This is a genomic window from Stenotrophomonas sp. STK17_22 (assembly GCF_051983905.1).
GTDB lineage: Bacteria > Pseudomonadota > Gammaproteobacteria > Xanthomonadales > Xanthomonadaceae > Stenotrophomonas > Stenotrophomonas maltophilia_A.
Map to the genome: position 1 here is coordinate 2,599,384 of NZ_CP197010.1, position 23,161 is coordinate 2,622,544.

19 protein-coding genes are annotated in these 23,161 nt (G+C 60.0%); 8 read left to right on the forward strand and 11 right to left on the reverse strand.

Going from position 1 to position 23,161, the window contains the following annotated elements; translation table 11 throughout:
* Positions 1 to 753: 753 nt before the first annotated feature.
* Positions 754 to 1,254, reverse strand: a complete 501-nt coding sequence (locus tag ACSYS9_RS12120; RefSeq protein ID WP_238558815.1) for a cyclin-dependent kinase inhibitor 3 family protein — start codon at positions 1,252 to 1,254, stop codon at positions 754 to 756.
* A gap of 172 nt (positions 1,255 to 1,426) precedes the next feature.
* Between ACSYS9_RS12120 and ACSYS9_RS12125 the strand changes: the two genes are divergently transcribed.
* Positions 1,427 to 1,672 carry a helix-turn-helix domain-containing protein gene (locus tag ACSYS9_RS12125; RefSeq protein ID WP_021201861.1) on the forward strand — a complete coding sequence of 82 codons (246 nt, stop codon included), beginning with the start codon at positions 1,427 to 1,429 and terminating at the stop codon, positions 1,670 to 1,672.
* Positions 1,673 to 2,862: 1,190 nt separating this feature from the next.
* Here ACSYS9_RS12125 and ACSYS9_RS12130 read toward each other — a convergent pair.
* The 3 genes from ACSYS9_RS12130 to ACSYS9_RS12140 all read right to left on the reverse strand — a co-directional run bounded on the left by ACSYS9_RS12130 (position 2,863) and on the right by ACSYS9_RS12140 (position 6,467).
* A complete protein-coding gene (locus ACSYS9_RS12130) occupies positions 2,863 to 4,197 on the reverse strand; it encodes an MFS transporter (RefSeq protein WP_021201862.1) in 1,335 nt (444 codons plus the stop codon).
* A gap of 693 nt (positions 4,198 to 4,890) precedes the next feature.
* Positions 4,891 to 6,087, reverse strand: a complete 1,197-nt coding sequence (locus ACSYS9_RS12135) for an MFS transporter (RefSeq protein ID WP_021201863.1) — start codon at positions 6,085 to 6,087, stop codon at positions 4,891 to 4,893.
* Between the two features lie 35 nt (positions 6,088 to 6,122).
* A complete protein-coding gene (locus ACSYS9_RS12140) occupies positions 6,123 to 6,467 on the reverse strand; it encodes a DsrE/DsrF/TusD sulfur relay family protein (RefSeq protein ID WP_021201864.1) in 345 nt (114 codons plus the stop codon).
* A 62-nt stretch (positions 6,468 to 6,529) separates the two neighbouring features.
* On the opposite strand from ACSYS9_RS12140, the gene ACSYS9_RS12145 reads away from it, so the two are divergent.
* From ACSYS9_RS12145 to ACSYS9_RS12165, 5 genes are all read left to right on the forward strand, one after another.
* The gene (locus ACSYS9_RS12145) at positions 6,530 to 7,243 is read left to right on the forward strand and encodes an ArsR/SmtB family transcription factor (RefSeq protein WP_021201865.1); all 714 of its coding nucleotides are present in this window, start codon (positions 6,530 to 6,532) and stop codon (positions 7,241 to 7,243) included.
* Between the two features lie 23 nt (positions 7,244 to 7,266).
* On the forward strand, positions 7,267 to 7,665 hold the full coding sequence (locus tag ACSYS9_RS12150) for a GFA family protein (RefSeq protein ID WP_428992361.1): 399 nt from the start codon (positions 7,267 to 7,269) through the stop codon (positions 7,663 to 7,665).
* A 415-nt stretch (positions 7,666 to 8,080) separates the two neighbouring features.
* Entirely contained in the window at positions 8,081 to 8,446 is a 366-nt protein-coding gene (locus ACSYS9_RS12155) for an ArsR/SmtB family transcription factor (RefSeq protein WP_031269126.1), read from the forward strand.
* Positions 8,447 to 8,497: 51 nt separating this feature from the next.
* Complete coding sequence (locus tag ACSYS9_RS12160; RefSeq protein WP_021201867.1) at positions 8,498 to 10,429, forward strand: cytochrome c/FTR1 family iron permease; 1,932 nt, start codon at positions 8,498 to 8,500, stop codon at positions 10,427 to 10,429.
* 60 nt (positions 10,430 to 10,489) lie between these two features.
* Positions 10,490 to 10,672, forward strand: a complete 183-nt coding sequence (locus ACSYS9_RS12165) for a hypothetical protein (RefSeq protein WP_143048135.1) — start codon at positions 10,490 to 10,492, stop codon at positions 10,670 to 10,672.
* Between the two features lie 689 nt (positions 10,673 to 11,361).
* Here the strand turns inward: ACSYS9_RS12165 and ACSYS9_RS12170 are convergent.
* The 5 genes from ACSYS9_RS12170 to ACSYS9_RS12190 form a co-directional block, all read right to left on the reverse strand.
* On the reverse strand, positions 11,362 to 11,949 hold the full coding sequence (locus ACSYS9_RS12170) for a DsbA family protein (protein WP_021201868.1): 588 nt from the start codon (positions 11,947 to 11,949) through the stop codon (positions 11,362 to 11,364).
* A gap of 124 nt (positions 11,950 to 12,073) precedes the next feature.
* Positions 12,074 to 15,214, reverse strand: a complete 3,141-nt coding sequence (locus ACSYS9_RS12175) for an efflux RND transporter permease subunit (protein WP_021201869.1) — start codon at positions 15,212 to 15,214, stop codon at positions 12,074 to 12,076.
* 10 nt (positions 15,215 to 15,224) lie between these two features.
* On the reverse strand, positions 15,225 to 16,232 hold the full coding sequence (locus tag ACSYS9_RS12180) for an efflux RND transporter periplasmic adaptor subunit (RefSeq protein ID WP_021201870.1): 1,008 nt from the start codon (positions 16,230 to 16,232) through the stop codon (positions 15,225 to 15,227).
* Positions 16,229 to 17,515 carry a TolC family protein gene (locus tag ACSYS9_RS12185; protein ID WP_050584612.1) on the reverse strand — a complete coding sequence of 429 codons (1,287 nt, stop codon included), beginning with the start codon at positions 17,513 to 17,515 and terminating at the stop codon, positions 16,229 to 16,231. The genes ACSYS9_RS12180 and ACSYS9_RS12185 overlap by 4 nt, the downstream gene beginning before the upstream one ends.
* 25 nt (positions 17,516 to 17,540) lie before the next feature.
* The gene (locus ACSYS9_RS12190; RefSeq protein WP_021201872.1) at positions 17,541 to 18,170 is read right to left on the reverse strand and encodes a cation transporter; all 630 of its coding nucleotides are present in this window, start codon (positions 18,168 to 18,170) and stop codon (positions 17,541 to 17,543) included.
* A gap of 82 nt (positions 18,171 to 18,252) precedes the next feature.
* Here ACSYS9_RS12190 and ACSYS9_RS12195 point away from each other — a divergent pair, with 82 nt between their 5' ends.
* Together ACSYS9_RS12195 and ACSYS9_RS12200 are read left to right on the forward strand one after the other, a co-directional pair.
* A complete protein-coding gene (locus ACSYS9_RS12195; RefSeq protein WP_021201873.1) occupies positions 18,253 to 18,669 on the forward strand; it encodes a MerR family transcriptional regulator in 417 nt (138 codons plus the stop codon).
* Positions 18,670 to 19,172: 503 nt separating this feature from the next.
* Positions 19,173 to 20,084 (forward strand): NAD(P)/FAD-dependent oxidoreductase, encoded by a 912-nt coding sequence (locus ACSYS9_RS12200; protein ID WP_202961495.1) that lies wholly within the window; start codon positions 19,173 to 19,175, stop codon positions 20,082 to 20,084.
* Between the two features lie 5 nt (positions 20,085 to 20,089).
* Here the strand turns inward: ACSYS9_RS12200 and ACSYS9_RS12205 are convergent, their stop codons facing one another.
* A complete protein-coding gene (locus ACSYS9_RS12205) occupies positions 20,090 to 20,692 on the reverse strand; it encodes a cation transporter (protein WP_218141868.1) in 603 nt (200 codons plus the stop codon).
* A 644-nt stretch (positions 20,693 to 21,336) separates the two neighbouring features.
* The gene (gene arsB / locus ACSYS9_RS12210) at positions 21,337 to 22,497 is read right to left on the reverse strand and encodes an ACR3 family arsenite efflux transporter (protein WP_021201876.1); all 1,161 of its coding nucleotides are present in this window, start codon (positions 22,495 to 22,497) and stop codon (positions 21,337 to 21,339) included.
* Positions 22,498 to 23,161 lie beyond the last annotated feature (664 nt).

Here is a 23,161-nt window from a genome sequence, read left to right on the forward strand (position 1 = left end):
AGAAGAACCTTGGTGCATTGGACGAGAAAAACAGGCTTTGAGGGTAGACGACGTCTATTCTGTGGGCACGTCGGTCGTCGCATTGTCCATGATCGGAGCGGGAAAAACACCAGAATCGGGGGGTATCTGAGGTGACTCCTTCGCCCTCCCCTATCGGTTATGACGTTTCTACGACCCCTGGTCGGAAAGGTTAATTTGCTAGAGTTGGGTGTCAGGCCGGTACTACAACATATTTCTGACATCTAGAAGGTCGAGCCTGGTCTTGGCCAGTTTTCGAGACCATAGCGCGATGGATGACACGGGAGGCATCCTGTCGGCATCGTAGCTGGGTATTACCCCTGATTTGGCCTGGCTAGGCATATGCGTGCCTATGGCGGCCGCGGCGTCAGAGTGCCCTTGGTCTCACCCCCGAGGCGCTGTGTGGACACCCGCCTCGGTGATCTGCTTGGTCACGTTCAGTGGTGCGCGATAGCCCGCATTAGTTCCAGCTTGGCGGCCAATTACTCCCCACGTAGGATCTCCCTCACCAGAGTAGCGGCGGCAGCACTGTGCTCTTGACGGGGTTCACCACGCTATACGCATTCGCATGGAGTAGCTTCTGCATCTGCTTGAGAGAGGTGTGCGCGGCTCGCGGCTTAGGTCTGAAATGGGATAGCGCAGCAGCGGCCTACTGCCAAGCACAACTGTGGAATGGGTGCTCGCTGCAGAGGCGGGCGTGATGAGGGGCTGGCTCGTCAAGGATGTGACAACCTTTCATCCAGTCCTGCCCTTGCCCGCTAGGCGCTGATGCCAGTGGATGAGAAATTCCTCCTGCTCGACAGTCTCGATGGCGCCAGGTCGGACGCCCCTAACCCTGCTGATAGCCTCTGCAGCGCTCAAAGAAGCTCCTGAGTCCAGTAATAGCATCGCCGCTACTGTGCCCGCGCGCCCTAGCCCTCCTTTGCAATGCACCACAAGCCGGCCACCTTGATACAGATCTTGGACGAAAGCTGCACTCAGCGCAGGCCATTTCGCTAGTAGGCGTTGATCGGGGGCTGCGCCGTCCGTGATCGGCAGGCCGTACCACTGGAGCTCCTTAGCCTCGGCGATTGCGGGCAGGTCTTCGATATCAAGCTCGTTGAACTCCCAGGGTTCAATCAGCGAGATCAGACTAGTGGCCTTCCATTGTCGAATCGCCTCCAGATCCAGATGCAGGTCTCTCGACCATGCTCCTGTCATCGCCGTCTGTTGGTGTTTGCCAGGCGCGAAGGTCACCCCTATAGCGCCCCCCCTATCTCCCACCGTGAGCTCGGCGATGATCAGTGGATGACTCAGGCTAGTGCGCATCGTACGAGGCCCCGCGGTCTTTTGAAGGCCTAGATTATCGGGTTTTTAGATATCAGAGAACTGGATATAGCTTCTAGAGCCGCTCAACCTAGGTGCGGCCGTGGCCAAGTCTATTCATCGCAAAGAGTACGTGGCCCTGATCGAGGCTGTGCGGGACGCCCGCGTGGCGGCCGGGCTTACACAGGCTCAAGTCTCAGCCAAGCTTGGCCGTAGCCAGTCATTCATCAGTGACGTTGAGACTGGCAAGCGCAGGATCGATGTCGTTGAGTTGAGAGATATTGCGCGATTGACGGGTCTGTCCCTAGCCAATCTCATTGCTGATTTTGAGAAGCGCATCAAGCGTTGACGGGCCGAGTGCTCCACAAGGGAAGAGCCGTGAGGGTCCTGGCCAAGGGGGAATAGGCCAGCTCAAGTGCCTGCATCTGTCAGGAGGCTCCCGATACCAGCGACGAGCCCGGAGGCCTAGTCTCGCAGGAGCCTTCCTCTAAGCGCTATCTCCTGGATGAGCAACCAAGAATTGACCGAGACGCTTGCGGTGCATGTTGCTTCCGCAACTTCGGACGACGGTTTGCGTTGATGCGTCCGATCAAGATCGACTGGCGGCATGGCTCAGTCACCGGGACAGAAGTGACCGAGAGGCCAAGGGTCCCGCCATTTACTGCGTTGTCGCGGCGCTTGGCATCTACTGGGCTCACGAGGGCAAAAATCGGGTCCAGTTTTTACGAGATCGAGGGTTGAGCTACATTCCCGCAAACCTGACGGCCTACAGCTACCCAGCGCCAGACCGTATCGAGCTGTTCGAAGAGCGTGTTTTTGGTCGCGATGAGGTCTGGGCAGTCCTGGATCGTCGCTGGGTACGGCCCATCCTGATTCCTCGCATTGGCACTCCTGTGTTGCGCGAGTACGGGGTCCTTGATGCATCTCGCTGGCCAGAGAATTGGCCGGACGCCAAGACTGTGGCAGAGCAGATGTACCGCGATGGCGATCCAGACGGGGCTCGACCGTTCCGTTGCGTCGACCTGCCCCCCTTGGAGGCGAGTCGCCTGGAAACGGAGCGTAGTTACAAGGAGTTGGAGGCTAGCATCATCAAGTTGGATGGCATCCGCTTCAAGCCCGGCCCGCTAGTCGCGTTCCTGGGCGTCTGCGTTGCTCTCAGCGTGGGTGGTGCCGCGATTGGATCCGGCTGCAGGTGGTACCGTCTCCGGATTTGGTCTGGGTGCACTGTGCGCTCTTTTCAGCCTCATGAGCTTTCCTTTGGTAAGAACAAACCGGCGCAATCTCAAATCTGCGCACCAAGGCCGGCCGGATCGCCAAGAGCTCAGCCTGGGGCGGCCTGGAGGGCGGTAGATTCCCCGACCTGTTCCGGTGTTTGGATTTCCCAACAAAGGGGGGCATGTGACTGCCCTGCCCCGCTGACCTCGACACTTGGCTGCGGGTTCGTGTGTCGGTACGGCGTTTGCTTGGACGTGGTCTTCTACAACACAAAATTCGCAGGTAAGTAGCCCGCCCGCCCTCCCTGCCGGCCTGACGTGCTCGTCAGTTCGGCCAACGTGAATGGAGCTGATTGATAAAGAACCGATGCCGGTGCGTGCCATCTGCGCTGCGATGTGCCGAGAGGTGTGGATCGTCCGGAGCGAGGTGTTGGTGCTGATGAGCGATCTCCTCTGGATCCAACGTGGGCCATTTTCGCCACGCTGCGATGAAGCCGAGCGCTACCAGAGTCACTGAGGCGGACAACGCAACATGTAGGCCGTAGCGGGCACCAACCCAGCCAGCCAGTGGGTAGGCAATCAACCAGCAAACGTGGGAGAGGGAGAATTGGGCGGCGAAGAGAAATGGAAGATCAGCGGACTCAGCCGAGCGTCGCAGTAGCCTTCCGCCAGGCGTAACCAACCCGGCATACGCCACGCCCAACAGCGTCCAGGTCGGAAGGACTGCCACCCATCCAAGATCTCCACTCAGTGCGAACCAGATGCAGAGGAACGTGACCAGAACAATTAACATGAGCAGACCGGCAGTCAGCATAACTGTCCTTTCTGAAATGCGGTCAAGAACCTTCGGAAGAAGAAGAGCTACCAACATTGAGCCTCCGCCAAAGGCGGCCAGCGCCCACGCAACCTGCTTCTCAGCCCCTCCTAAAACCGTGCGAACAATGACTACTGTATTGACGAACACCATCGCGCCACCGGCTGCGGCGCAAAGGCTCAGTGCAAGCAGGCCCTGCAAACGAGGGGTGCGAAAGTAGATGCGCATTCCGCGGATGGCTCGGGCAAAAGGACCGTCCTTGGACGACGCCGTGACGAGGGCGGGAAACCTAGTGGACGCGACAAGGGCCGCCGACAGCATGAAGCCTACCGAGGTGCCAGCGAACAGCCAGTGGAAGCTGATGATCGTGAGTAGTGCGGCAGCGAGAGTCGGACTCAGCAGACTCTCAAGGTCGTATGCCAATCTGGACAGCGAGAGCGCGCGGGTGTAATCGCGCTCATCTTTAAGGATTTCGGGAATAGTGGATTGGAACAGTGGGGTGAAGCATGCGGAAGCCGATTGCAGCACAGCGATCAAAATGTACACCTGCCAGATCTCGGTTACGAATGGCAGACAGGCAACGGCTGCAGCACGAACTAGGTCGAGCGCAATCAAAGCTTGCTTTCGAAGCCGTGCTGGCACTAGTGCTCCCGAAACGGGTGCCAAGGTCACATACACAACCATCTTGATGGCCAGTGCGGTACCCAGTACCCCGCCCGCCTGTGCACCCGCCAGGTCGTAGGCTAGAAGGGCAAGGGCGACAGTCGCCAAGCCGGTTCCGATCAGTGCCACGATCTGCGCACCAAGTAGGCGGCGAAACTTTGGATGACTCAGTACTTCGAGCATGGGGTTATCCTAGTATTAACTTGTTGGCAGCTCCAACTCGCGGGACCCTCTGCCCGCATTCTGGGTATCGGGCCGAGTGTACGCCTGCCATTGCTCAGCTAGGAGTGACGAACCCGCCTGTATTGCCTGCACGTTCGATAGACTCCAGTAAATTTGTTCTCGTCTATGGCGCTGTCTGCGCTTCGCAATGCTCCTTTAGCACCGTGGACTAAGTACCGTTGATGTTCACCTTCAACATCGAACGGTCCGCAAGCTGTTCGCGGGTTGTCGGCTTGGCCTTGGGAGCCGCCATGGATTCTGGATCGGCATGAAGCGTCGCGTTTCCGGCGGACGCCGGTGAAGAGGACCCGGGCCACCCGCCCTCCGAACGCCGCACGTCAGCAGGTGGGCGGGCACGGCCCCACAACGTCGGTGGCCACAAGCCACTGAACGTTGCGGAGAACCTCTGATAATTGGCAATGACGAAGTGATGCCGGCCGCCATCTAGCGGGCTGAATGCTTAGACCGCCACACCGCGAAAGCGATCGTCAAAAGATCGGAAGTCTGAAGGGCGTGCTGCGATAGGAGGTGGTCGAAGGCCCCTAGTCAACTGGCAGAGCCCCCACCCAATCGGGGAGTTTTCAAACATGCGGCCCACCTTGCAAACATAGGGGGAAGCCGTAAGCGACCCGTTATGGGACAGCGGGGATGAGGTCATGAGTTTGAGAGATTTGCTGCTCCGCGCCGTCTCCAGCCGAGCCATGCGAGCGCCAGGGCGGCGGCCAGCAGCCAAGGGATCAGCGCTAGATTCATCTTCTGCCAGCCGAGTGTATCCAATAGACCTCCCGCGCTGAAGGAGCAGCTCAGGCCCACAATAAAGATCGTCATATCATTGATGGCCTGGGCGCGCGCGCGCTCAAACGGGGTGTAGGTGGTGGTGAGCAACGCAGTGCCACCCACATACATGAAGTTCCAGCCCACCCCGAGCATGACCAGCGCTGCAGCAAACGAGCCGAACCCGGTCCCCGTGGTCGTCATCAGTATGTGGCCAATGAAGATCACGGCGCCAGCCAGCATGATGCGGATCGCCCCCAATCGAGCGATCAGGGAACCGGTGAAGAACGACGGAAGGAACATGCCCAGGACGTGCAACTGGATTACGGTCGCGGCATTGGCGAGTTCGTGATGATGCTTGACCATCGCGATGGGGGTCGCGGTCATGGCGAGGATCATGATTCCGTACCCGGTCGCGGCACCGAGCAGCGCCACCAGGTAGGCCGGCTGAAACACAATTTCCTGCCATCGGCGGCCCGGCTGCCCATCCGTCTCAGCGATCGGTGTAGATGGCATCTTCAATCCCATCAGAAGGCCGGCAGCCACGAGCGCAACCACGGCGAGGATGATGAAGGAGCCCTGGTACTCTGCCGCGAAGATCGGCCCTCCAAGGCGGGCCAGCGACGGCCCAACCAGCGCTGCGACAATGCCACCTGCCATCACCAGCGAAATGGCCCGAGGGCGAAATGCTTCATCCGCCACTTCGCTCGCCGCGAAGCGATAGAACTGCGCAAAGGCTTGGTAAGCACCCACCAGGAACGTGCCGGTGGCCAGCAATGCCATCGACTGTTGAGCGATGCCGAGCGCAGCGATGCAGCCCCCGGCCAAACCCAGCAGCGAACCGCAGATGAAGCCGATGCGGCGGCCGGCCTTGGCCATCCACATGGCGGCAGGGAACGTGACCAGTGCGGTGCCGAGGAACATGGTGGCAATCGGCAGCGTCGCCCATTGGGGCGCGCTCGCCAGACGGGCGCCGGCCAGGCCGCCAACCGTCATGACGATGACCGAGACGATCTGGAACAGCGCCTGGGCACTGGCCAACAGGAGCACCTGGCGGTGCATGGGCTTGCTGAGCATTGGGGCTCTTCTTCAATGAGGTGGACTGAAGGCCGTCAGAAGACGAGCACTTTCTCGGAACGGACCGTCGCTGCGGCAAGCTCATCCAGCGTCGAGCGCCGTGAGCCCACAACAAGCTCGGCGTCGACCAGGCCGCGGGCATCCAGGCAGGTGCCGCATAGCAGCACATCCGCCCCCGCAGCGGCCAAGCGCTTGAGCATACGCTCAGTGTTGTAGTACCCATCCGGGGTCTTTTGCCCCGTCTTCGCAGCCGACACCGCGTCGCCCATCAGGAAGACGGTGATTGCCTTCTGCTTGGCCTTGATCGCTGCCCCCGCCAAGCGCAGTGCGTTGTACATGCGCTCGCTGCCGTAGGGTGAATCGTTGATTAGGATGAGCATCTCCACTCCTGTTCAGTCGGTTGGCTGGACTTTCATTCAATCAATGCGCAGAATGTTTGAGTATGGAAAACGCAAAGTCAATCCCCCAGCCGAAGCAAGCGATCTACCAAGCCCTGAGCGAGGTTGCTCAGGCGATCGGCCATGTGCACCGCCTGGAGCTGCTGGAGGCGATCTCCCAAGGGCCACGCAGCGTTGAAGCGTTGGCTGAGGCGACCGGATTGAGTGTGGCCAATGCCTCGCGGCATCTGCAGTTGCTGCGCCGCGCTCGCCTGGTGGAGCCCAAACGGCAGGGCAAACGCATTTTCTACAGCCTGTCGGGCGAGTCTGAGGTGGTTGCGCTGTTGCGCGCACTCGGCTGCTTCGGCGAACGCAACGTCGCTGAAGTGCAAGGCGTCATGCGCGATTTCTTCGAGCAGCGCGATGCCTTGGAACCGGTGTCGCGCGAGACACTGCTGGAACGGATGGCAAGCGATGGCGTAATGCTTCTGGATGTCCGTCCCTCGGCGGAATACGCATTGGGCCATCTTCCTGGCGCATTGAATTGCCCGGCGTCGGAGCTGGAAAAGGCGTTGGCCGGTCTGCCTCGGGACAAGGAGATCGTGGCGTACTGCCGTGGTCCATACTGCGTGATGTCCTTCGAGGTTGTCGCAAAGCTCAGGGAGCTTGGCTTCAACGTACGGCGCCTGGAAGACGGTTTCCCCGAATGGAAAGCGGCGGGCCTGCAGGTGGTGACAGAGCCCTACACCAATGACCACACGGCGGACCAAGGTCCGTGACCACCATTGCCGTTGGCCGCTGCATGTGCGGCGAAGTAAAGTTCCACGCCAAGGGCGAGCCCAAGTGGGTGCTCTGGTGCCATTGCCAGAGCTGTCGGCGGCATACGGGGGCACCCGCATCAGCTTACGCCTCATTCGATGACGCGTCTGTCGAAATCCTGCACGGGGAGATAACGTACTTCGCCTCCTCGCCCGGTGTACTGCGGGGGTTCTGTGCGAGGTGCGGCTCGACACTGACCTGCAGCAATACGCGATTGCCGAGGGAAACGCACTATCACTTGGGTGCCTTCGAGCATGAGGCCTGGGCACCCACCGGCGAACTGTACAGAGAGGATCGGCTTCGATGGTTCACTCCACGAACCGGTCCTTGGGGCAACCTCAAAGCATGGTTGGCCGTGTTGGCTCACAGGCGTAGGAAGTAGCGTTTCTATAAGCCCGCCGCTTGTGAAGCTTCTATTGGCCGCGGGCGAGATTGTCGTGTTCGTCGACCTTGCTGGCTGCCGAGCTTCAAGGACCCGGCAACCGGAGAGGTGCCCCGAGATTGTCTTTCATGCATCCGTTGCAGATCTGTCTGCAACGCCAACAGATCGTTGACCTTCTATCTAATATCGACTCTGTTGTGCCAAGCATCATTTACCTTGCAGATGCGGTGCACGACCGCCTTGACCCGAGCTAGGTTTTGCGTAGGTCCGAATGGATTGAAAAGAGGAATCGGACCCACTTAAAAGGTGCCGGCACGCTTACCCTCCGGCGCCCGTGTCCGCGCGACCGCAGGGCCATTGACGGCCTCCTAGGCTTGAGTCATCCTTTCGTGTCATCATATCGTGAAATGTTGAAATGAATGAGGCTAAAGCAGTGCGGAGGTTCGGCGCGATCGCTCACGCTGATCGCCTGCGGATCGTACGCATGTTGGTCGTAGCAGGTGCCGAAGGTATGTCTGCCGGCGCTATCGCCGCGGCACTCGACGATGCCCCGCCCTCACGCATCTCATTTCATCTCAAGGAACTTGAGCAGTCGGGTCTAGCGCTCTCGCGTCGAGAAGGAAAGTCGATCATCTATAGCGCGGATTTCCCTGCGCTCTCTGACTTGGTCGCGTTCCTGATGCACGACTGCTGTCAGGGGCACTGCGTCTACTGCGACAAGGCGATCAAGCTCTTCGCACAATGTACTGGCCGCCCTACGCTTACCGATGTCTCTGACTAGGTCGCGCCTTTCATCCGCTAGTCCTCTTCTCCTCGTTGCCGGCGTCCGCCCATGAATTTTCGTTCTATTGCATTTACGCTAGCCGCCGCGTTCGCCCTGCTACAGGCAGGTTTTGCTTCGGCCAATGAGAGCAAGGTGCCGACGACGTGGCGTCTGCTCGATTACATTGCGGTGGACTACCGTGAGGCCGTTCGTGATGGTGAAGTGATCAATGAGACGGAGTACGCGGAGATGCTGGAGTTTTCCGCCACCGCTGCGCAGAGCATCAACGAGCTTCCGCTCAGCTCCGAGTCCGAACAGCTGAAAGAAGGCGCGTTGGCGCTTCAGCAGGCGATCCAAGCCAAAGCCGAGCCGGAAGTTGTCGCCAATCGTGCTCGTTCGCTCGCCGGTGTTCTGGTCAAGGCACACCCAATTCCACTTAGGCCCAGCAAGGCGCCCGACTACGCGCGCGGACAGGAACTGTACGGTCAATTGTGTGCCAGTTGTCATGGCGCTACTGGTGCCGGCGACGGACCTGCCGCGGCGGGGCTGGACCCTCCACCGATCGATTTCACGGACCGTGGTCGCGCCGATGAGCGCAGCGTCTTTGGTCTGTATCAGGTGATCGATCAAGGCCTGGAAGGAACCTCCATGGTCAGTTACTCGAGCCTTCCCGTGGATGAGCGCTGGGCTTTGGCCACTTATGTCGGTGCGTTGGCATATCCCGAAGCCGCAGCAAATGAGGGAAAGGCTCTGATTGAGGGTAATCCCAAATTGCGCTCCGAGCTGAATTTCGACACCTACATCAGCATGACCCCGGCCGCTTTGGCCAACAACGTTCGTTCAGCAGAGCAGGCAGCGGCCATCGTTGCATACCTACGCCGCCAGCCTGAGGCAGCCCAGTCTCAGGCTATGGAATCAGCGCTTGCGACTTCTCGACGACTGCTGGAACAGTCAATGAAAGCGTACCGGCTCGGGCAGGCGACCAAGGCGAAAGAATTGGCACTTTCAGCTTATTTGGACGGATTTGAACCGGTGGAGCCGCTGCTGGCCGCGCGCGAGAACGGCTTGATGGTTCAGATTGAGGCGGCTATGGCGCGCGTGCGCTCGGGCATCGCGGGCAATGTTGCGGCTGATCAACTTGAACATCAAGTCGAGGCGCTCGACGGCCTGTTTGCTCAGGCCGAGCAGGTGCTGGGGCAGGAGCAAACCTCCGCGATCGCAAGCTTCGCCGCAGCGTTCACGATTTTGCTGCGGGAAGGCTTGGAGGCTCTGCTGATTGTAGTTGCGATGATCGCACTGCTGCGTAAGGCTGAGAGGGCTGAGATGCTACCGTGGGTTCATGCCGGATGGATCTCGGCACTGGCGGCCGGCCTAGCCACCTGGATCTTGGCGACATGGGTCATTGCCATCAGTGGAGCCAGCCGCGAGCTCTCGGAAGGGTTTGGCTCGCTTCTTGCTGCCGTCGTGCTGGTATGGGTTGGCATCTGGATGCATGGAAAGAGTCACGCTGAGAACTGGCAACGATATGTTCGCGAGAAGCTTGGGCACGCATTGAGCCGCAAGTCGGGGGTGTTCCTATTCGGCTTGATCTTTGTGGTGGTCTATCGCGAAGTATTTGAAACGATCTTGTTCTATGCCGCCATCTGGAGCCAAGGCAATGCCAATAGCGTCGTCGCGGGTGGTGCAAGTGCTTCTCTGGTCCTCGTGGTCATCGGGTGGCTGATGATGCGTTTTAGCCGACGCCTGCCGATCAGTCAGTTCTTCCGCTACAGCGCCGTACTGATTGCGGTGCTGGCTACTGTTCTCATTGGTAAGGCAGTGTCTGCACTGCAGGAGGCGGGGTATCTGCCAATCTCTTGGCTGGACAATGCTCTGCGCATCGAAGTATTAGGGTTGTACCCCACCGTCGAGGGAATTGCGGCCCAGGTGCTAGTTGCAGTGATTCTGGCAGTTGGCTTCTGGCGTGCTCAGCGATCCAGTTCGCCAAGCCAGGTGCCATGACCCCCGGGCAGCCGATCATTTTGATGCCGGCGTTGACCTGGACGTCGCTGGTGGCTCCTGGTGAACAAAACGCAGGGGCCGTACCGGCGCCTGCGCTTTGTGTACGGTGCTTACCTTGAACAGCAGTTCATCACCTGTGAGCGTGCCTTTCTCGCTGGTTTGAAGGCGGATGTCGCGTCGGTGGCTACCTATGGGCTGCGCGCATCCTCTCCGGAGAAGAATGGCAGCGTTCTTCCCGCTTGACACTTCCGTCGCATAGATTCTGAGAGCAGACGTTTCGATGTCAGCCACACACAACGCGTATCGGATGGGACTGGCTACTAGATAACGATTTCCGGTTCGCTGAGCACCATGCCTGAAACCGTAGCGTTGCGGTATCTGGCGGCGTCCACCGTCCGAACGGATCGGCGGAGACTTCCTGTTAGATGAAAGCATAGAACGGAAGGCTCATCTTGCCGGTGTTCGGTGATGGTCACGGCATAGCATCCTCGCCAAGCGGTGCTTTGCGCGTACCAACTGATTGCGGGGGCGAAACGCCGCTCGCTAACATGGTTGCTTCACAGTCACGCTGTGCCAGCCCTCTCCCTGGAATTGGCGGCGTCTTGCCAGACCACCTTGCAGTCATGCTCCACTGCTCGATAGCCCTCCACGCCAAGGGCGATGGCCGCAGCGATGCCGCCGGGCCCATCGAACTCGTCGTGTTGAACCAAAACACTAAGAGGTGGCGTTGCGATCGAGCAGAAGTCAGTCCGAGTTAGTGACAATGGGCGCAGACGTGTCGGTACCGCTTGGCTGCGGCGGACGCTTGAATCGACAGCATCGAGTCTGCGCGGCAGGCACAATCGGCATGAGGGCGGGAGCCGGTCGTCCTCCATTCCAATTGCCGGCCGCGCATACGCAGATGCGCGGCCGACTGGGTCAGCGTGTGCTCGTTAGCGCGTGCACTTTCCATCAGGCAAGCAACGTGAGACAGCCTCGCGCAACGCAGCGGGGGAAAGAGACATAAGGGGCTTGCCATTGACGTAGAAAGTTGGTGTTCCGCGAATAGCCGCAGCCTTCGCGTCCGCATGATCCTGAGCGATCAAGCCTTCTACGGGGTTCTCGCTTAGAAATCGCTGTGCCCTTGCAGTATCCAAACCGGCGCGGGCGGCAACGGCCCAGGCGGCTTCCGCATTCAAGCGACCATGCGTGGCCCACTTTGGCTGATCTTCCATCAGCGCATCCAGGACTTGCTCAAACTTTCCCTGACGACGCGAAGCTTCCAGGATTCCAATAGTCGTCACTGAGATATGGCCATGGAAGGGAACGTACTTCAAGACCAGCCTAGTCGTACGTGGGTTTTCCGCAAGCACTTTCTTGACCTCGGGGTACATCGCCCGGCACGCCTCGCAGGCAGGATCAAAGAACTCGATGATGGTGACGGGGGCCGCCTTCGGCCCAAGCACGGGGGAGTGAGGGCGTACGACGACGCCCTGAGGTGCCTGCGCATCGGCAACGGATTGTCCGGAGGGGGCACTCATGGCGGGCGATGCATGGGTCAGTGTGATGGCTGCGATCAGGCCTGCCAGGAGCGTGGCACAAGTAGAGCTAGGTTTCATTGGAAGTCACCAGTTGAATGTTTAAGAATCGGAACGCCGCAGGCATTTACGCGTGCTTGCGGTGGACCCAGCGGTAGAGCACCGGTAGCACCATCAGGGTCAACAGCGTCGATGAGACGATGCCGCCGATGACTACCGTGGCCAAAGGTCGCTGCACCTCTGAACCAGGACCAACATTAAGTGCCATCGGAACGAAGCCCAGCGAGGCGACAAGCGCCGTCATCAGGACCGGGCGCAGCCGACTCAGGGCACCCTGGCGCACCGCTTCATTCAGCCCTTCGCCGCGCTGTCGAAGATCCTTAATGAAGCTGATCATCACCAATCCGTTCAGCACGGCCACTCCAGACAATGCGATGAACCCAATGCCCGCCGAGATCGAAAGCGGAATGCCACGCAGCACAAGTAGCAGCACACCGCCAGTAAGCGCGAGGGGCACACCGGTGAAGACGACCATGGCGTCCTTGAAGGAGCCGATTGCCCAGTAGAGAAGCGCCACGATCAGCAACAGGGTGATCGGCACAACGATTGCTAAGCGCTGGCTAGCTGACGCCAACTGCTCAAAGCTGCCGCCGAACTCGATCCAGTAGCCAGTTGGAACCTTCACCTGTGAATCCAAGGTTCTACGAAGCTCTTCCACAAAGCTGCCCAGGTCGCGATCCCGGACGTTAGCAGTGACTACCAGGCGTCGCTTGCCGTTTTCGCGATTGATCTGATTTGCGCCCTCACTCAGTTCAATGCGGGCCACGGCTGCCAGCGGTACCGTCCGTGCCGAGTCAAGGCCACCGTGCGTTTGACTTGTAGCAGCTATCGGCAGTGCAATGGGCAAGCGTGCCAATGCGTCAGGATCTTGGCGGAGCGTTTCCGGCAGACGCACGACGATGTCGAAACGACGGTCGCCTTCAAAAATCTGCCCGGCCACCTCTCCCCCCACGGCTGTCGCCACAACGTTCTGAACATCTTCTGGGGTAAGGCCAAGTCGACTCAGAGAGGCTCGATCAGGAATGACAGAGAGGAACGGCAGGCCGCTGGCCTGCTCCATGCGAACGTCTGAGGCCCCCTGCACCTTCTTGGTCGCCGCTTCGATATCTTTCGCAGTTTTGGCGAGGACTTCAAGATCATCTCCGTAGAGATTGATCGCCACATCAGCGCGGACGCCCGAGATCAGCTCATTCATACGCATCTGAATGGGCTGGGTGAACTCATAATTGTTGCCCGGAACGCGTGCAACAACAGTCTCAATTTCCTGGACAAGGTCAGTCTTGGTTTTGCGAGGATCTGGCCACTGCGAGCGCGGCTTCATCATGACCAGAGTGTCGGCCACCGAGGGCGGCATCGGATCCGAAGCGACCTCTGCCGTGCCGACCTTGGAAAATACGCGTTCGACCTCAGGTACGGCCAAAAGGCGCGTCTCGAGGACGCTCTGCATCTGGACCGACTGCGTTAGGCTGGTGCCGGGGATGCGCATCGCACCAATGGTGAGATCCCCTTCGTCGAGGCTGGGAACAAACTCACTTCCCATTCGCGATGCGATCACGCCGCTGCCTGCGACCAGTAGGATGGCCAGGCCGGCAATGATGCGCCCATGACGCAGACTGCCATCTAGAAGCGGCTCGTACCGCCTGCGCAGCCAGGACATCAGTCGGTTTTCTTTCTCCTGAACCCGCCCGCCGAGCGCCAGGGCGATGGCTGCCGGCACAAAGGTGAGCGCCAAGGCCATCGCGCCGGTCAGGGCCAATACAACAGTAATGGCCATCGGGTGGAACATCTTGCCTTCCACGCCGGTGAGCGCAAAGATCGGCAGGTAGACCGCAGTGATGATGCCGAGTCCAAACAGGCTGGGGCGAATCACTTCGGCTGTTGCCGAAGCGGTCAGCTCAAAGCGCTCCTCAAGCGAGAGCGTCCGACCCAGCTCGTGCTGGCGATCGGCAAAGCGGCGAAGACAGTTCTCGATGATGATGACCGCGCCGTCAACGATCAGGCCGAAGTCCAGCGCACCCAAGCTCATCAGGTTGGCCGAGACCCCGCCACGGGCCATGCCGGTCAGAGTAAAGAGCATGGCCAGAGGAATCACTAGCGCGGTGATGAGTGCTGCGCGGAAGTTGCCCAGCAATAAGAACAAGATCACGATGACCAGCAAAGCGCCTTCGGTCAGGTTCTTAGCCACCGTCGCAATGGTGCGATCCACGAGCAGCGTGCGGTCGTAGACTGGGGTCACCGTCACGCCCTCTGGCAAGCTCTTGGCGGCCTCTTCAAGGCGTTTAGCCACTGCTTGGGAGACATCACGGCTGTTTGAGCCCATCAGCATGATGGCGGTGCCGAGCACAACCTCATGTCCATTCTGGGACGCGGCACCGCTTCGCAGTTCTTGGCCCTCCCCGATCGTGGCCACGTCGCGGATACGGATGGACACCCCTTCCCGCCGGCTGACCAGCATGTCGCCGATCTGCGCAGGTTCGGCCTGCGCAGGAACGCGGACCAGGTATTGCTGGCCGCTGCGTTCAATGTAACCAGCGCCAATGTTCTGGTTGGCGGCCTGCAGTGCACGCGAGACATCTTCCAGCGTCAGATCCAGTGCACGCAAGCGAGCAGGATCGGGCGTGACGTGGAACTCGCGCTTGAAACCACCCAAGGTATTGACCTCGGCGACACCGGGTACGTTGCGAAGCTGCGGACGGATGACCCAGTCCTGTAGGGTCCGAAGGTCGGTAGCGTTGTAAGGCGACCCATCCGGCTTTCGAGCTCTGGGGTCGGCATCCACCGTGTAGGAGAAAATCTCTCCCATACCCGTGGCAATTGGCCCGAGCATCGGCTCCATCCCTTGCGGAATCTGTGACTTGGCTTGCTGCAGGCGTTCAGCTACCTGCTGGCGAGCGAAGTAAATGTCAGTTCCGTCCTTGAACACTACCGTGATCTGGGAAAGACCATAGCGCGAGAACGAGCGGAACGAATCCATCTTCGGCAGACCGGCCATCGCCGTTTCCACCGGGAAGGTGATGCGCTGTTCGACCTCAAGTGGAGAATAGCCCGGCGCGGCGGTGTTGATCTGCACCTGGACATTGGTGATGTCGGGAGTGACATCGATGGGGAGATGCCGGAAGCTCCACGCACCGACGGCGACCAAGACTAGCGTGAGTGCCATTACCAACCAGCGATGGTTGATTGAGGCCCGAATCAGGCGTTCAAGCATGCGTGAATCCTCAGTGGTCATGACCGGCCGCCGACTTTTCGATGTCGGCCTTGATCAGATAGCTCTGAGCCACAACCACCTCATCGCCGGCCTTCAGTCCTTCCAACACCTGTACATTAGTGGCATCGCGGGCTCCGAGTTTGACTGGATGGGAGGCGTACGTTTCCCCATCGCGGACAAACACCGCATCGCCGCCGTCCATGCTCTGCACAGCCGACAGCGGCACGATCAGCCCCGCGTTTTCGCTGGCGGTGGTGATGCGTACGTTTACGCCTGCTCCGGGCCTCCATTTTCCAGACTGATTGTCCAGAACGGCCCGGCCTACAACACTTTGGCTAGATGCGGCCGTACCTGGAAGGATGCGCTGCACACGCCCCACCGTCGGCTCGCCGCCATATAGGTCGACCACTTCAATTTCCTCACTTGGACGCAGCAGCGATGCGTCAGCGCCAAATACGTGGACGTCCACCCATACCTGGGACAGGTCGGCGATTTCAAACAGGACTTCGCCCTCTGCGGCACCACTGCCCACCTGTGCGGGACGCGTGATGACGACGCCACTGCGTGGCGCGGTGATGCTGTACCGGCTCAGGCTGAGATTACTGTCCACGGTCGCGAGTACTTGGCCGGCTTTCACGCTGTCGCCTACGTTGGCAGTCAGAGAGCGCACGGTCCCCGGGAAGCGTGCCGTCACCTGCGACTGCGCGCTCTCGCTTGGAACGATCGTGCCCTGCACTTCGAGCTGCGTGCGGATCGCTCCCGGCCCCACCGCAGCGACCTTGATGCCGTTTTCCTTGGCATCCTGCGCTGCGATGGTAGTGCTCTCCAGAGCGCCCTCTTCCTCGACGTCGGCATGCTCATCCGCGTGCGCATCTGCGCCCCCTTCTTCGGCGTGCCCGTGCGGATCGGCCTCTGTCTGGCTGTCTACACTGGTCGTTTCGCCGCCGCAGGCGCTGAGGGCTGCTGCCAGCGTCGCTACAAGGAGCCAGCGCGGGGCATTGCTGAGAGAAGAAGTCATGGCGTGTTGGAGTCCTGTGCGGAGGAAGAAGAAGAGCTGAGATCCAGCACGGGCTGACCGGTGAGGCGCTGCAGCTCGATCAGGGCCTGTTGTGCGGCCAATGCCGCCTGCAGCTGCCGCCGCCGCGCTTGCGCCTGTTGATCTTGTAGTTGGGCCCATTCGAGATAGCTGGTCGCACCGGCTGACCATGCCGCCGCTGCGGCCTTTTCGGCACGGTCCAGTCGCGGCAGCACATCGCTTCCCAGCCGTGTTGCTTCCAATCGTGAAGACTGATACTCGCCAAAAGCTTGCGCGGCGGCAGCGTACAGGCGGGTTTGCAGCGCTTCGCGTTGCACCGGTATCAGTGCCAATTCGGCCTCCGCTGCCCGTATTCCAGGCGCTGCTCGGCTGGCAGCGCCCAAGCCCAGCGAGACGCCTGCGAACAGTGTCGTATCGTCCGACTCCTGCAAGCGGCGTACGCCCAGTTGCCAGCCCAGGTCAGCCCGGGAGGCACTCCGCGCCAGTCGCACCTCGGCTTCGCGAACTCTCGCATCGCCTTGCAGGAGCGCAAGCTCCGGAGAGCGCTGCAACTGATCGGCGAGCGGCGCAAATTCACCAGCGGCTGGCAGCACCAGCGGATCACCCGTCACCTCCCCCGTCGCCGGGCTGGTGCTGTTCCACAGAGCAGACAGGCTCTGCCTTGCAGCCTGTTCGGCTTGGACGGCACGATCCCGGTCGAGCTCGGCCTCGGCTAAGGACGCCTGCGCGGTCAGAACGACCGATTCAGGTGCTCCTCCAGCCTGGTGCCTGCGTCGAGCTGCCTCCACTGCGCGTTGGCGCTGGACGATGTCCAAATTGGCAATGCGGTGTTGCTGCGCGGCACCGGTAATTGCCAGATAGCGGCGCGCCGTCTCAGCCAGCAGGTCCAGTCGGGTCATCTCCCGCTGTGGTGCCAGACGATCGATGTTGGCGCTGGCCAGGATTCGACGTGCATCGAGCTTGCCGCCCCGCTCCAACGTGCCAGCCAAGCTGACACTGAGTTCGGCTTGCTTGATACCGGTATAGCTCCCGCTTCCCATCGCATTCTCTATCCCCACCCCGGCGGACATCTGCGGGTGCTGGGCGGCGACTTCTGCGCGTGCATCAAGGATGCTGCGCTGGCCCTCAATTAAGCGAAGTTCGGGGTGACCTTGAGCGACACGGGAAATTGCGGCATCCAGAGTCAATGGCTCTGCCGCAATCGTCCTCGCAGGCACGCAAGCAACGCCCAGGCCGAGGGCGATGAAGAACACACATGATTTCATTCTATTTTTCCAAAGAAGCGGCGGACTAGAGGGGCCGTGAGGCCCTCCATGCGGGCCAAGCTTCAGCGATGACATTGATGGCTGAGCGCAGGAACAGCGCGGCAATCACGGCTCCGGCAAGTACGTCTGGCCATCCCTGTCCGGTCAACGCGACGCCGCCTGCAGCGACCAGGACGCCCAGGTTGGCGGCGACGTCATTGCGCGAGCATTCGAAAGTGCTCTTCATGTTGATGTTCAGCTTTCTGAAGCGCCACAGCAGCACAAGGCAGCTCACGTTGGCGACCAACGCCACCGCGCCGAAGATCAGCATCAACGTGCTGGATGGGGGCACCCCGTTAATCAGCTTGTTGATGACCTCAATCACGATGAACACGAAGAAGCCTAGGATCAGGAACCCCTTGGCCAAGGCGGCCCCCGCCTCCCAGCGCGCACCGCGGTTGACTGCCCATAGGCTCAGACCGTAAACAATGGCGTCGCCCAGCATGTCGACCGCATCTGCCTGCAGAGCGCTGGAACGTGCGATCAGGCCAGCCCCGAACTCGATGAAAAACATTGCTAGGTTGATGAAGAGCACCAGCAAGAGCACCCGGCGCTGTGCGCCGTGTAGAGCTAGGCTTTGCAGCTCCTGGCGCTTGTTGCCACAACAGTGGTCCATGAATGACTCCGCCGGGTTGGCCCGGACTTGAAAAAGGATTCAGGCGCCTTTATGAACCCTGTACCCACTAGAAGGTCAAGACATGTCTGAGATATTCACAATCGGCCAGCTCGCGCGCGAAACTGGCACCAAGGCAGAGACCATCCGCTACTATGAAAAGATCGGACTGCTGGAGGCCCCCGCTCGCTCGGGAGGCAATTACCGCCACTATGGCCAGGCGGCGCGGCGCCGTCTGGCCTTTGTCCGCCGCGCCCGCGAACTTGGGTTCTCTATTGAGCAGATCCGCGAACTGATTGCCTTTGGCGAGCAGGCCGAGCACCAGTGCAGTTCGGTCGACGAGGTCGTCAAGACCCATATCGACGACATCAAGCGCAAGGTAAGCGATCTGCTTGCACTGCAAGTCGAACTGCAGTGCATGCTCGCAAACTGCTCGGGCGGACGGGTGGCTGACTGTCGTGTCTTGGGAGCCTTGCAGCCTGCACGAGCCACCGCCTCTTGAGGCAGCGTACTGTCGAGAGCGGGTGTGCGTTGTCGCCACCTGCCCAGCCGCGTCCTGCGCTTGGTCCTGTCCCTCTGGAAAGGCCAGATCTGCTCAATGACCGGGCGCACTTGGCGGCCGAGGACGGCGGAGCTCGCGAGCCGCCGGCTGATCGTTGCTTGGCCAGCGCGGCAGCTACCTGAGTAGCGTTGCACCCTTGGTTGGGTTTCCCCTCAGTATCAGTGTTGCCCGTTCCCTTGTTACTGAGGAACCGCCGCTTGAAAAACGGCTCACGTTCACCGGCTAGACGAGGACGCCCCCCTACTGTTGCCAGTGGCAGTGGCGGATCGGATGGGGTCAATTTCGAACGCCGAGTGCGGCGTTCACCGACAGCCGCCTCACAGACAGTCGGATGCCTGTGGGAAATCCAGTTGTGGTTGCAGCGACCGGTAACCACGCGCACCGACATCGGTTGGGGCACGACGTGCTACTGTCCTGGCATGCTCAAACACTTGGACTCTGAAGTGCTGATCGTCGGCGGGGGCCCTGCTGGGCTCACGGCGGCTATCTATCTAGCCCGTTTTCATCGTCGTGTGGTAGTGATCGACGATGGCAACAGCCGCGCGAAGTGGATCCCGCGATCGCACAACCACGCCGGCTTCCCCGATGGTATCGGTGGAGCTGAATTGCTAGGCCGGATGCGGGAGCAAGCCGCGCGGCACGGTGTCCATTTTATCGAGGCCAAGGTCGAGACCGTTAAAGCTCGCTTGGACGGGTTCATCGCTACGTCCGCAGATGCCGCCATCGAGTGCCGCGCCCTCGTCATCGCGACTGGCGTGCGGAATAGACGGCCAACGCTCGATGAAGGGGTGCATAGCGACGCGCTCAAGCGTTGCCTTCTGCGCTATTGCCCCATTTGCGATGGCTACGAAGCAACTGATGCGACCGTTGCCGTGCTTGGCAACGACGACCATGGCGTGGCCGAGGCACTGTTCCTACGCAGCTTCTCGTCGAAGGTCACACTACTGGCCCAGCAGCCTCTAGAGCTTGACGCGCATACGCACTCCACGCTTGCTCAAGCCGGCATTGCCTTGGCTTCTTCGCCCGTAGCGCATCTGGATTTTAGCGGTCCTCAGGTGATCGCAACGCTACACGACCACAGCGTCCTATGCTTTGACACGCTGTATCCGGCACTAGGCTCGGACGTGAACAACGCACCTTTGCTTGGCTTGGGCTTGGAGCGCAGCGGGGAAGGCTGCATCGTTGTTGATCGCCACCAGCGCGCCAGCTTGGCCGGTGTTTATGCAATCGGCGATATCGTAGATGCGCTTGATCAGATCAGCGTCGCGATGGGACATGCGGCAGTGGCCGCAACCACACTGCACAATGATCTGAGAAGGGCGGATGGGCAGACACTTGAACGCAACTCGCGTTGACGCCTCTACTTCACGCGGCGCGACGCATGAGCGTCCTTGAGGGTCTTCCAGCCACCGTAGCCGGCCACCGCGGCGATCGCGATTGCCACAATCAGATCAGGCATGCGAGAGCCAGTCCAGGCGACCAGTGCTCCTGCTAGCACAATGCCAAAATTGGAGACAAAGTCGTTGAGACTCATGGTCCACGCTGCGCGCAGATTTACATCGGCCGAGCGATGTGAGCGAAGAATGCGAATGCACCAGTAGTTCAGCGCTACTGCGGCGAAGGCCATCACGACCATGGTGGCTCCAATGGGTGCAGAGCCCACGACGAACCGTCGCCAGGCGTCCGCGAGCACGCCGATCGCCAGTATCAAAAGCATGATGCCGGTCACGCCTGCTGCACCTGCCTTCCAGCGCAGTGAGCGAGTGACCGCAAAGTAGCTCACGGCGTAGGTCAGCGCGTCAGACAGGTTGTCCAATGCGTTTGCCATCAATCCGCTGGAATCTGCAAGTTGCCCTACGATGAAAAGAGCCACTGCCAAGCCAGCATTGATGGTCAACACTTTGACCAATGCCTTCCGCTGTGCAGCATCCGTATTTTGGTCCGTCATGCGGCTTTCACTCATTTTAACCTTTGACCAACGCAGAGTGCGGTCGGGGGAAACGTCGTGGCGATTGCGAGTCGTTATCCAAGATTTGGCCCATGGTCTGCTCACCCATTGCCCATATCAGTCTGGTTACCACAGGGCCGCTTCTGGCAGAAAAGGCCGGATGCTCTCATTGTGGAATCAAGCAATGGCAGTAGACAAGCTACTGGATCGCTAGGCGGTGCCTTGTGATGGACCGGTCCAGAGCCGGCATCTAGATCACGTTGGGAGGCAGAGCGCGGGAGTGTGCGACCTAGCCCGCCCCTTACAAGGTTGATGAAAGGTGCCGGCACCAGCACGCGGCGTTGCGCGCCCTGCCGGGCAAGGGTTTGCAGCACCTAGCGGTTGTGGCTGGTCTATGGAAGAGTCCGCCGGGCTGGCCCGGGCTTGAGAGGGGATTCAATCGCCTTTATGAACCCTCTACCCACTAGAATGTCAAGGCGTGGCAACTGTCGTGGGCCAGTGCATGCTTGACGCAGGCAGCTTTCGAAAGCAGGCAGCAGGTTTCGCATCACCGTATGCCCATCCCCTGCCCTCCTTCTTGACCCCAACCAGGGATTTGGTCTATTCGATGACCACGTGTGATCGGCGCGCGAGGAGCACGGAACTCGCACGCCGTTTGCTCATCGTTGCTTCACCGATGCGGCAACTACTTGAGCAGTCTTGCACCCTTGATCGGAATGCCCTTCAGCCTCAGCGGTGTCGGCGTCTTTTTCATTGAAGAACCGCCGCTTGAAATAGAGGCTCACATTGACAAGCCCGATCAGCACGGGCACCTCGATCAACGGCCCAATGGCCGTGGCGAATGCGATTGGAGATGCAATTCCGAACACCGAAATCGCAACGGCAATGGCGAGTTCGAAATTGTTGCCGGAAGCGGTGAAGGCCAAGGTGGCGCTGCGCTTGTAGTCCACGCCGAGGCGATGGGCGATGAAGAAGCTTACCAAGAACATGACGACAAAGTAGAGCGACATGGGGATGGCGATCCACAGCACGTCAAACGGCCGTTCGATCATCTGCTCGCCCTGGAGAGAGAACATGACGAAAATGGTGAACACAAGCGCGATTACCGCCAGTGGAGCAACCTTGGGGAGGAAAACTTTCTCATACCATGCATGGCCTTTTAGGCGAGAAATCAGCACACGACTGAGGATGCCCAGGGCAAAGGGAATACCCAAGTAGATCAGCACGCTGTTAAAGATCTCAGAGAAGCCCACTTCTATGACGGTGCCTTGCAGCCCCACCAGCGAGGGCAGGACCGCGATGAACACCCAGGCGTAGAGGCCGAACGTCAGGATCTGGAACACGCTGTTGATGGCTACCAGTCCTGCCCCATACTCACTGCTGCCACCTGCCAACCTGTTCCAGATCAGAACCATGGCCACGCACCGGGCAATGCCAACCAGTAACAGGCCCGCCATGTAAGCCGGCCAGCGCTCGTCTGGCCCGGCCAGCGTGGGCGCGAAGAAGCCGAAGAAGCCAATCGCCAGCACGAACATCAGCAGCGGACCCAGAAGCCAGTTTTGCAGCAGTGAGACGCCTAGAACCTTGGTGTCGGTGAACACCTTGGGCAACAGGTCAAATTTCACCTCTGCCAGCGGTGGATACATCATCAAAATAAGACCGATGGCAATGAGCAGATTGGTGTGCCCCCCCACAGTCAACGCACTGTTGATTTGCTCCACGGGGCCGCGGAAGAAGTGACTTACTAACGCTCCAAGCACCATGGCCAGCAGGATCCATACAGTGAGGTAGCGGTCTAGTATTGAGATCTTTGTCGTCATAGGTGACATGGTTCAGCTTTCTTGTGTGATTGAAAATTTTGGGCTGCAGCTGTGCTGCAGGAACGTCGGTGCGCCGCGGTCGCCACGCCTCGGTGTAGCTCCGCGCGCAGTTGGCGCGCGCGTGAGGCGGGTTGCGCTGTCGGCATTGGAGGTGCATTAACGCTTCAATCCGCCGCAAATCATTGAGGCGAGCACACCTGAGCAACATTACGACGATTCATGTACCATTGAAATGTACAGCAACTTTTCGGAGATGGCTATGTCTGATGCAAGCGTTCGCAAGGTGCCCGTGAAGGTCCACAGCTCCCCAGCAGCCCCGCCTCCGACCAGTGGCTACCCGACGGAAATCCAGTTTTGGTTTCAACGCCCTGGCGGCCATGTGTACATTCTGTGCAGAGACGGCTGGAAGAAGTGGGCGAAGGGCACCGCTGTCAAGGACGTTTGTGGTTGCTAAGGCGTGATGCCGGTGCCCGTGACTGCGGCCGATTGATCGAGGTGACCTGCTCGCCCAGGTCGCCGCTACGAGAGTAACGCCCGGGAGGCGTGGCCGCGGAGCTGAAATCGCACCTACCGTTCGAGGGGCAGGCCCGCGTCATAGGAGCCACGTCGCACGACCAGTAGTTGTCGCTGGCGGCTTGGCCTTAGCGACCTCGGCTTTGGCGGC

Bases quoted from the DNA above. Each gene is read 5' to 3' on its own strand.
- ACSYS9_RS12130 (WP_021201862.1), bottom strand. From the start codon at position 4,197: ATGCTCGAAGTACTGAGTCATCCAAAGTTTCGCCGCCTACTTGGTGCG.
- ACSYS9_RS12135 (WP_021201863.1), bottom strand. From the start codon at position 6,087: ATGCTCAGCAAGCCCATGCACCGCCAGGTGCTCCTGTTGGCCAGTGCC.
- ACSYS9_RS12140 (WP_021201864.1), bottom strand. From the start codon at position 6,467: ATGCTCATCCTAATCAACGATTCACCCTACGGCAGCGAGCGCATGTAC.
- ACSYS9_RS12145 (WP_021201865.1), top strand. From the start codon at position 6,530: ATGGAAAACGCAAAGTCAATCCCCCAGCCGAAGCAAGCGATCTACCAA.
- ACSYS9_RS12150 (WP_428992361.1), top strand. From the start codon at position 7,267: ATGTGCGGCGAAGTAAAGTTCCACGCCAAGGGCGAGCCCAAGTGGGTG.
- ACSYS9_RS12155 (WP_031269126.1), top strand. From the start codon at position 8,081: ATGAATGAGGCTAAAGCAGTGCGGAGGTTCGGCGCGATCGCTCACGCT.
- ACSYS9_RS12160 (WP_021201867.1), top strand. From the start codon at position 8,498: ATGAATTTTCGTTCTATTGCATTTACGCTAGCCGCCGCGTTCGCCCTG.
- ACSYS9_RS12170 (WP_021201868.1), bottom strand. From the start codon at position 11,949: ATGAGTGCCCCCTCCGGACAATCCGTTGCCGATGCGCAGGCACCTCAG.
- ACSYS9_RS12175 (WP_021201869.1), bottom strand. From the start codon at position 15,214: ATGCTTGAACGCCTGATTCGGGCCTCAATCAACCATCGCTGGTTGGTA.
- ACSYS9_RS12180 (WP_021201870.1), bottom strand. From the start codon at position 16,232: ATGACTTCTTCTCTCAGCAATGCCCCGCGCTGGCTCCTTGTAGCGACG.
- ACSYS9_RS12185 (WP_050584612.1), bottom strand. From the start codon at position 17,515: ATGAAATCATGTGTGTTCTTCATCGCCCTCGGCCTGGGCGTTGCTTGC.
- ACSYS9_RS12190 (WP_021201872.1), bottom strand. From the start codon at position 18,170: ATGGACCACTGTTGTGGCAACAAGCGCCAGGAGCTGCAAAGCCTAGCT.
- ACSYS9_RS12195 (WP_021201873.1), top strand. From the start codon at position 18,253: ATGTCTGAGATATTCACAATCGGCCAGCTCGCGCGCGAAACTGGCACC.
- ACSYS9_RS12205 (WP_218141868.1), bottom strand. From the start codon at position 20,692: ATGAGTGAAAGCCGCATGACGGACCAAAATACGGATGCTGCACAGCGG.
- arsB (WP_021201876.1), bottom strand. From the start codon at position 22,497: ATGACGACAAAGATCTCAATACTAGACCGCTACCTCACTGTATGGATC.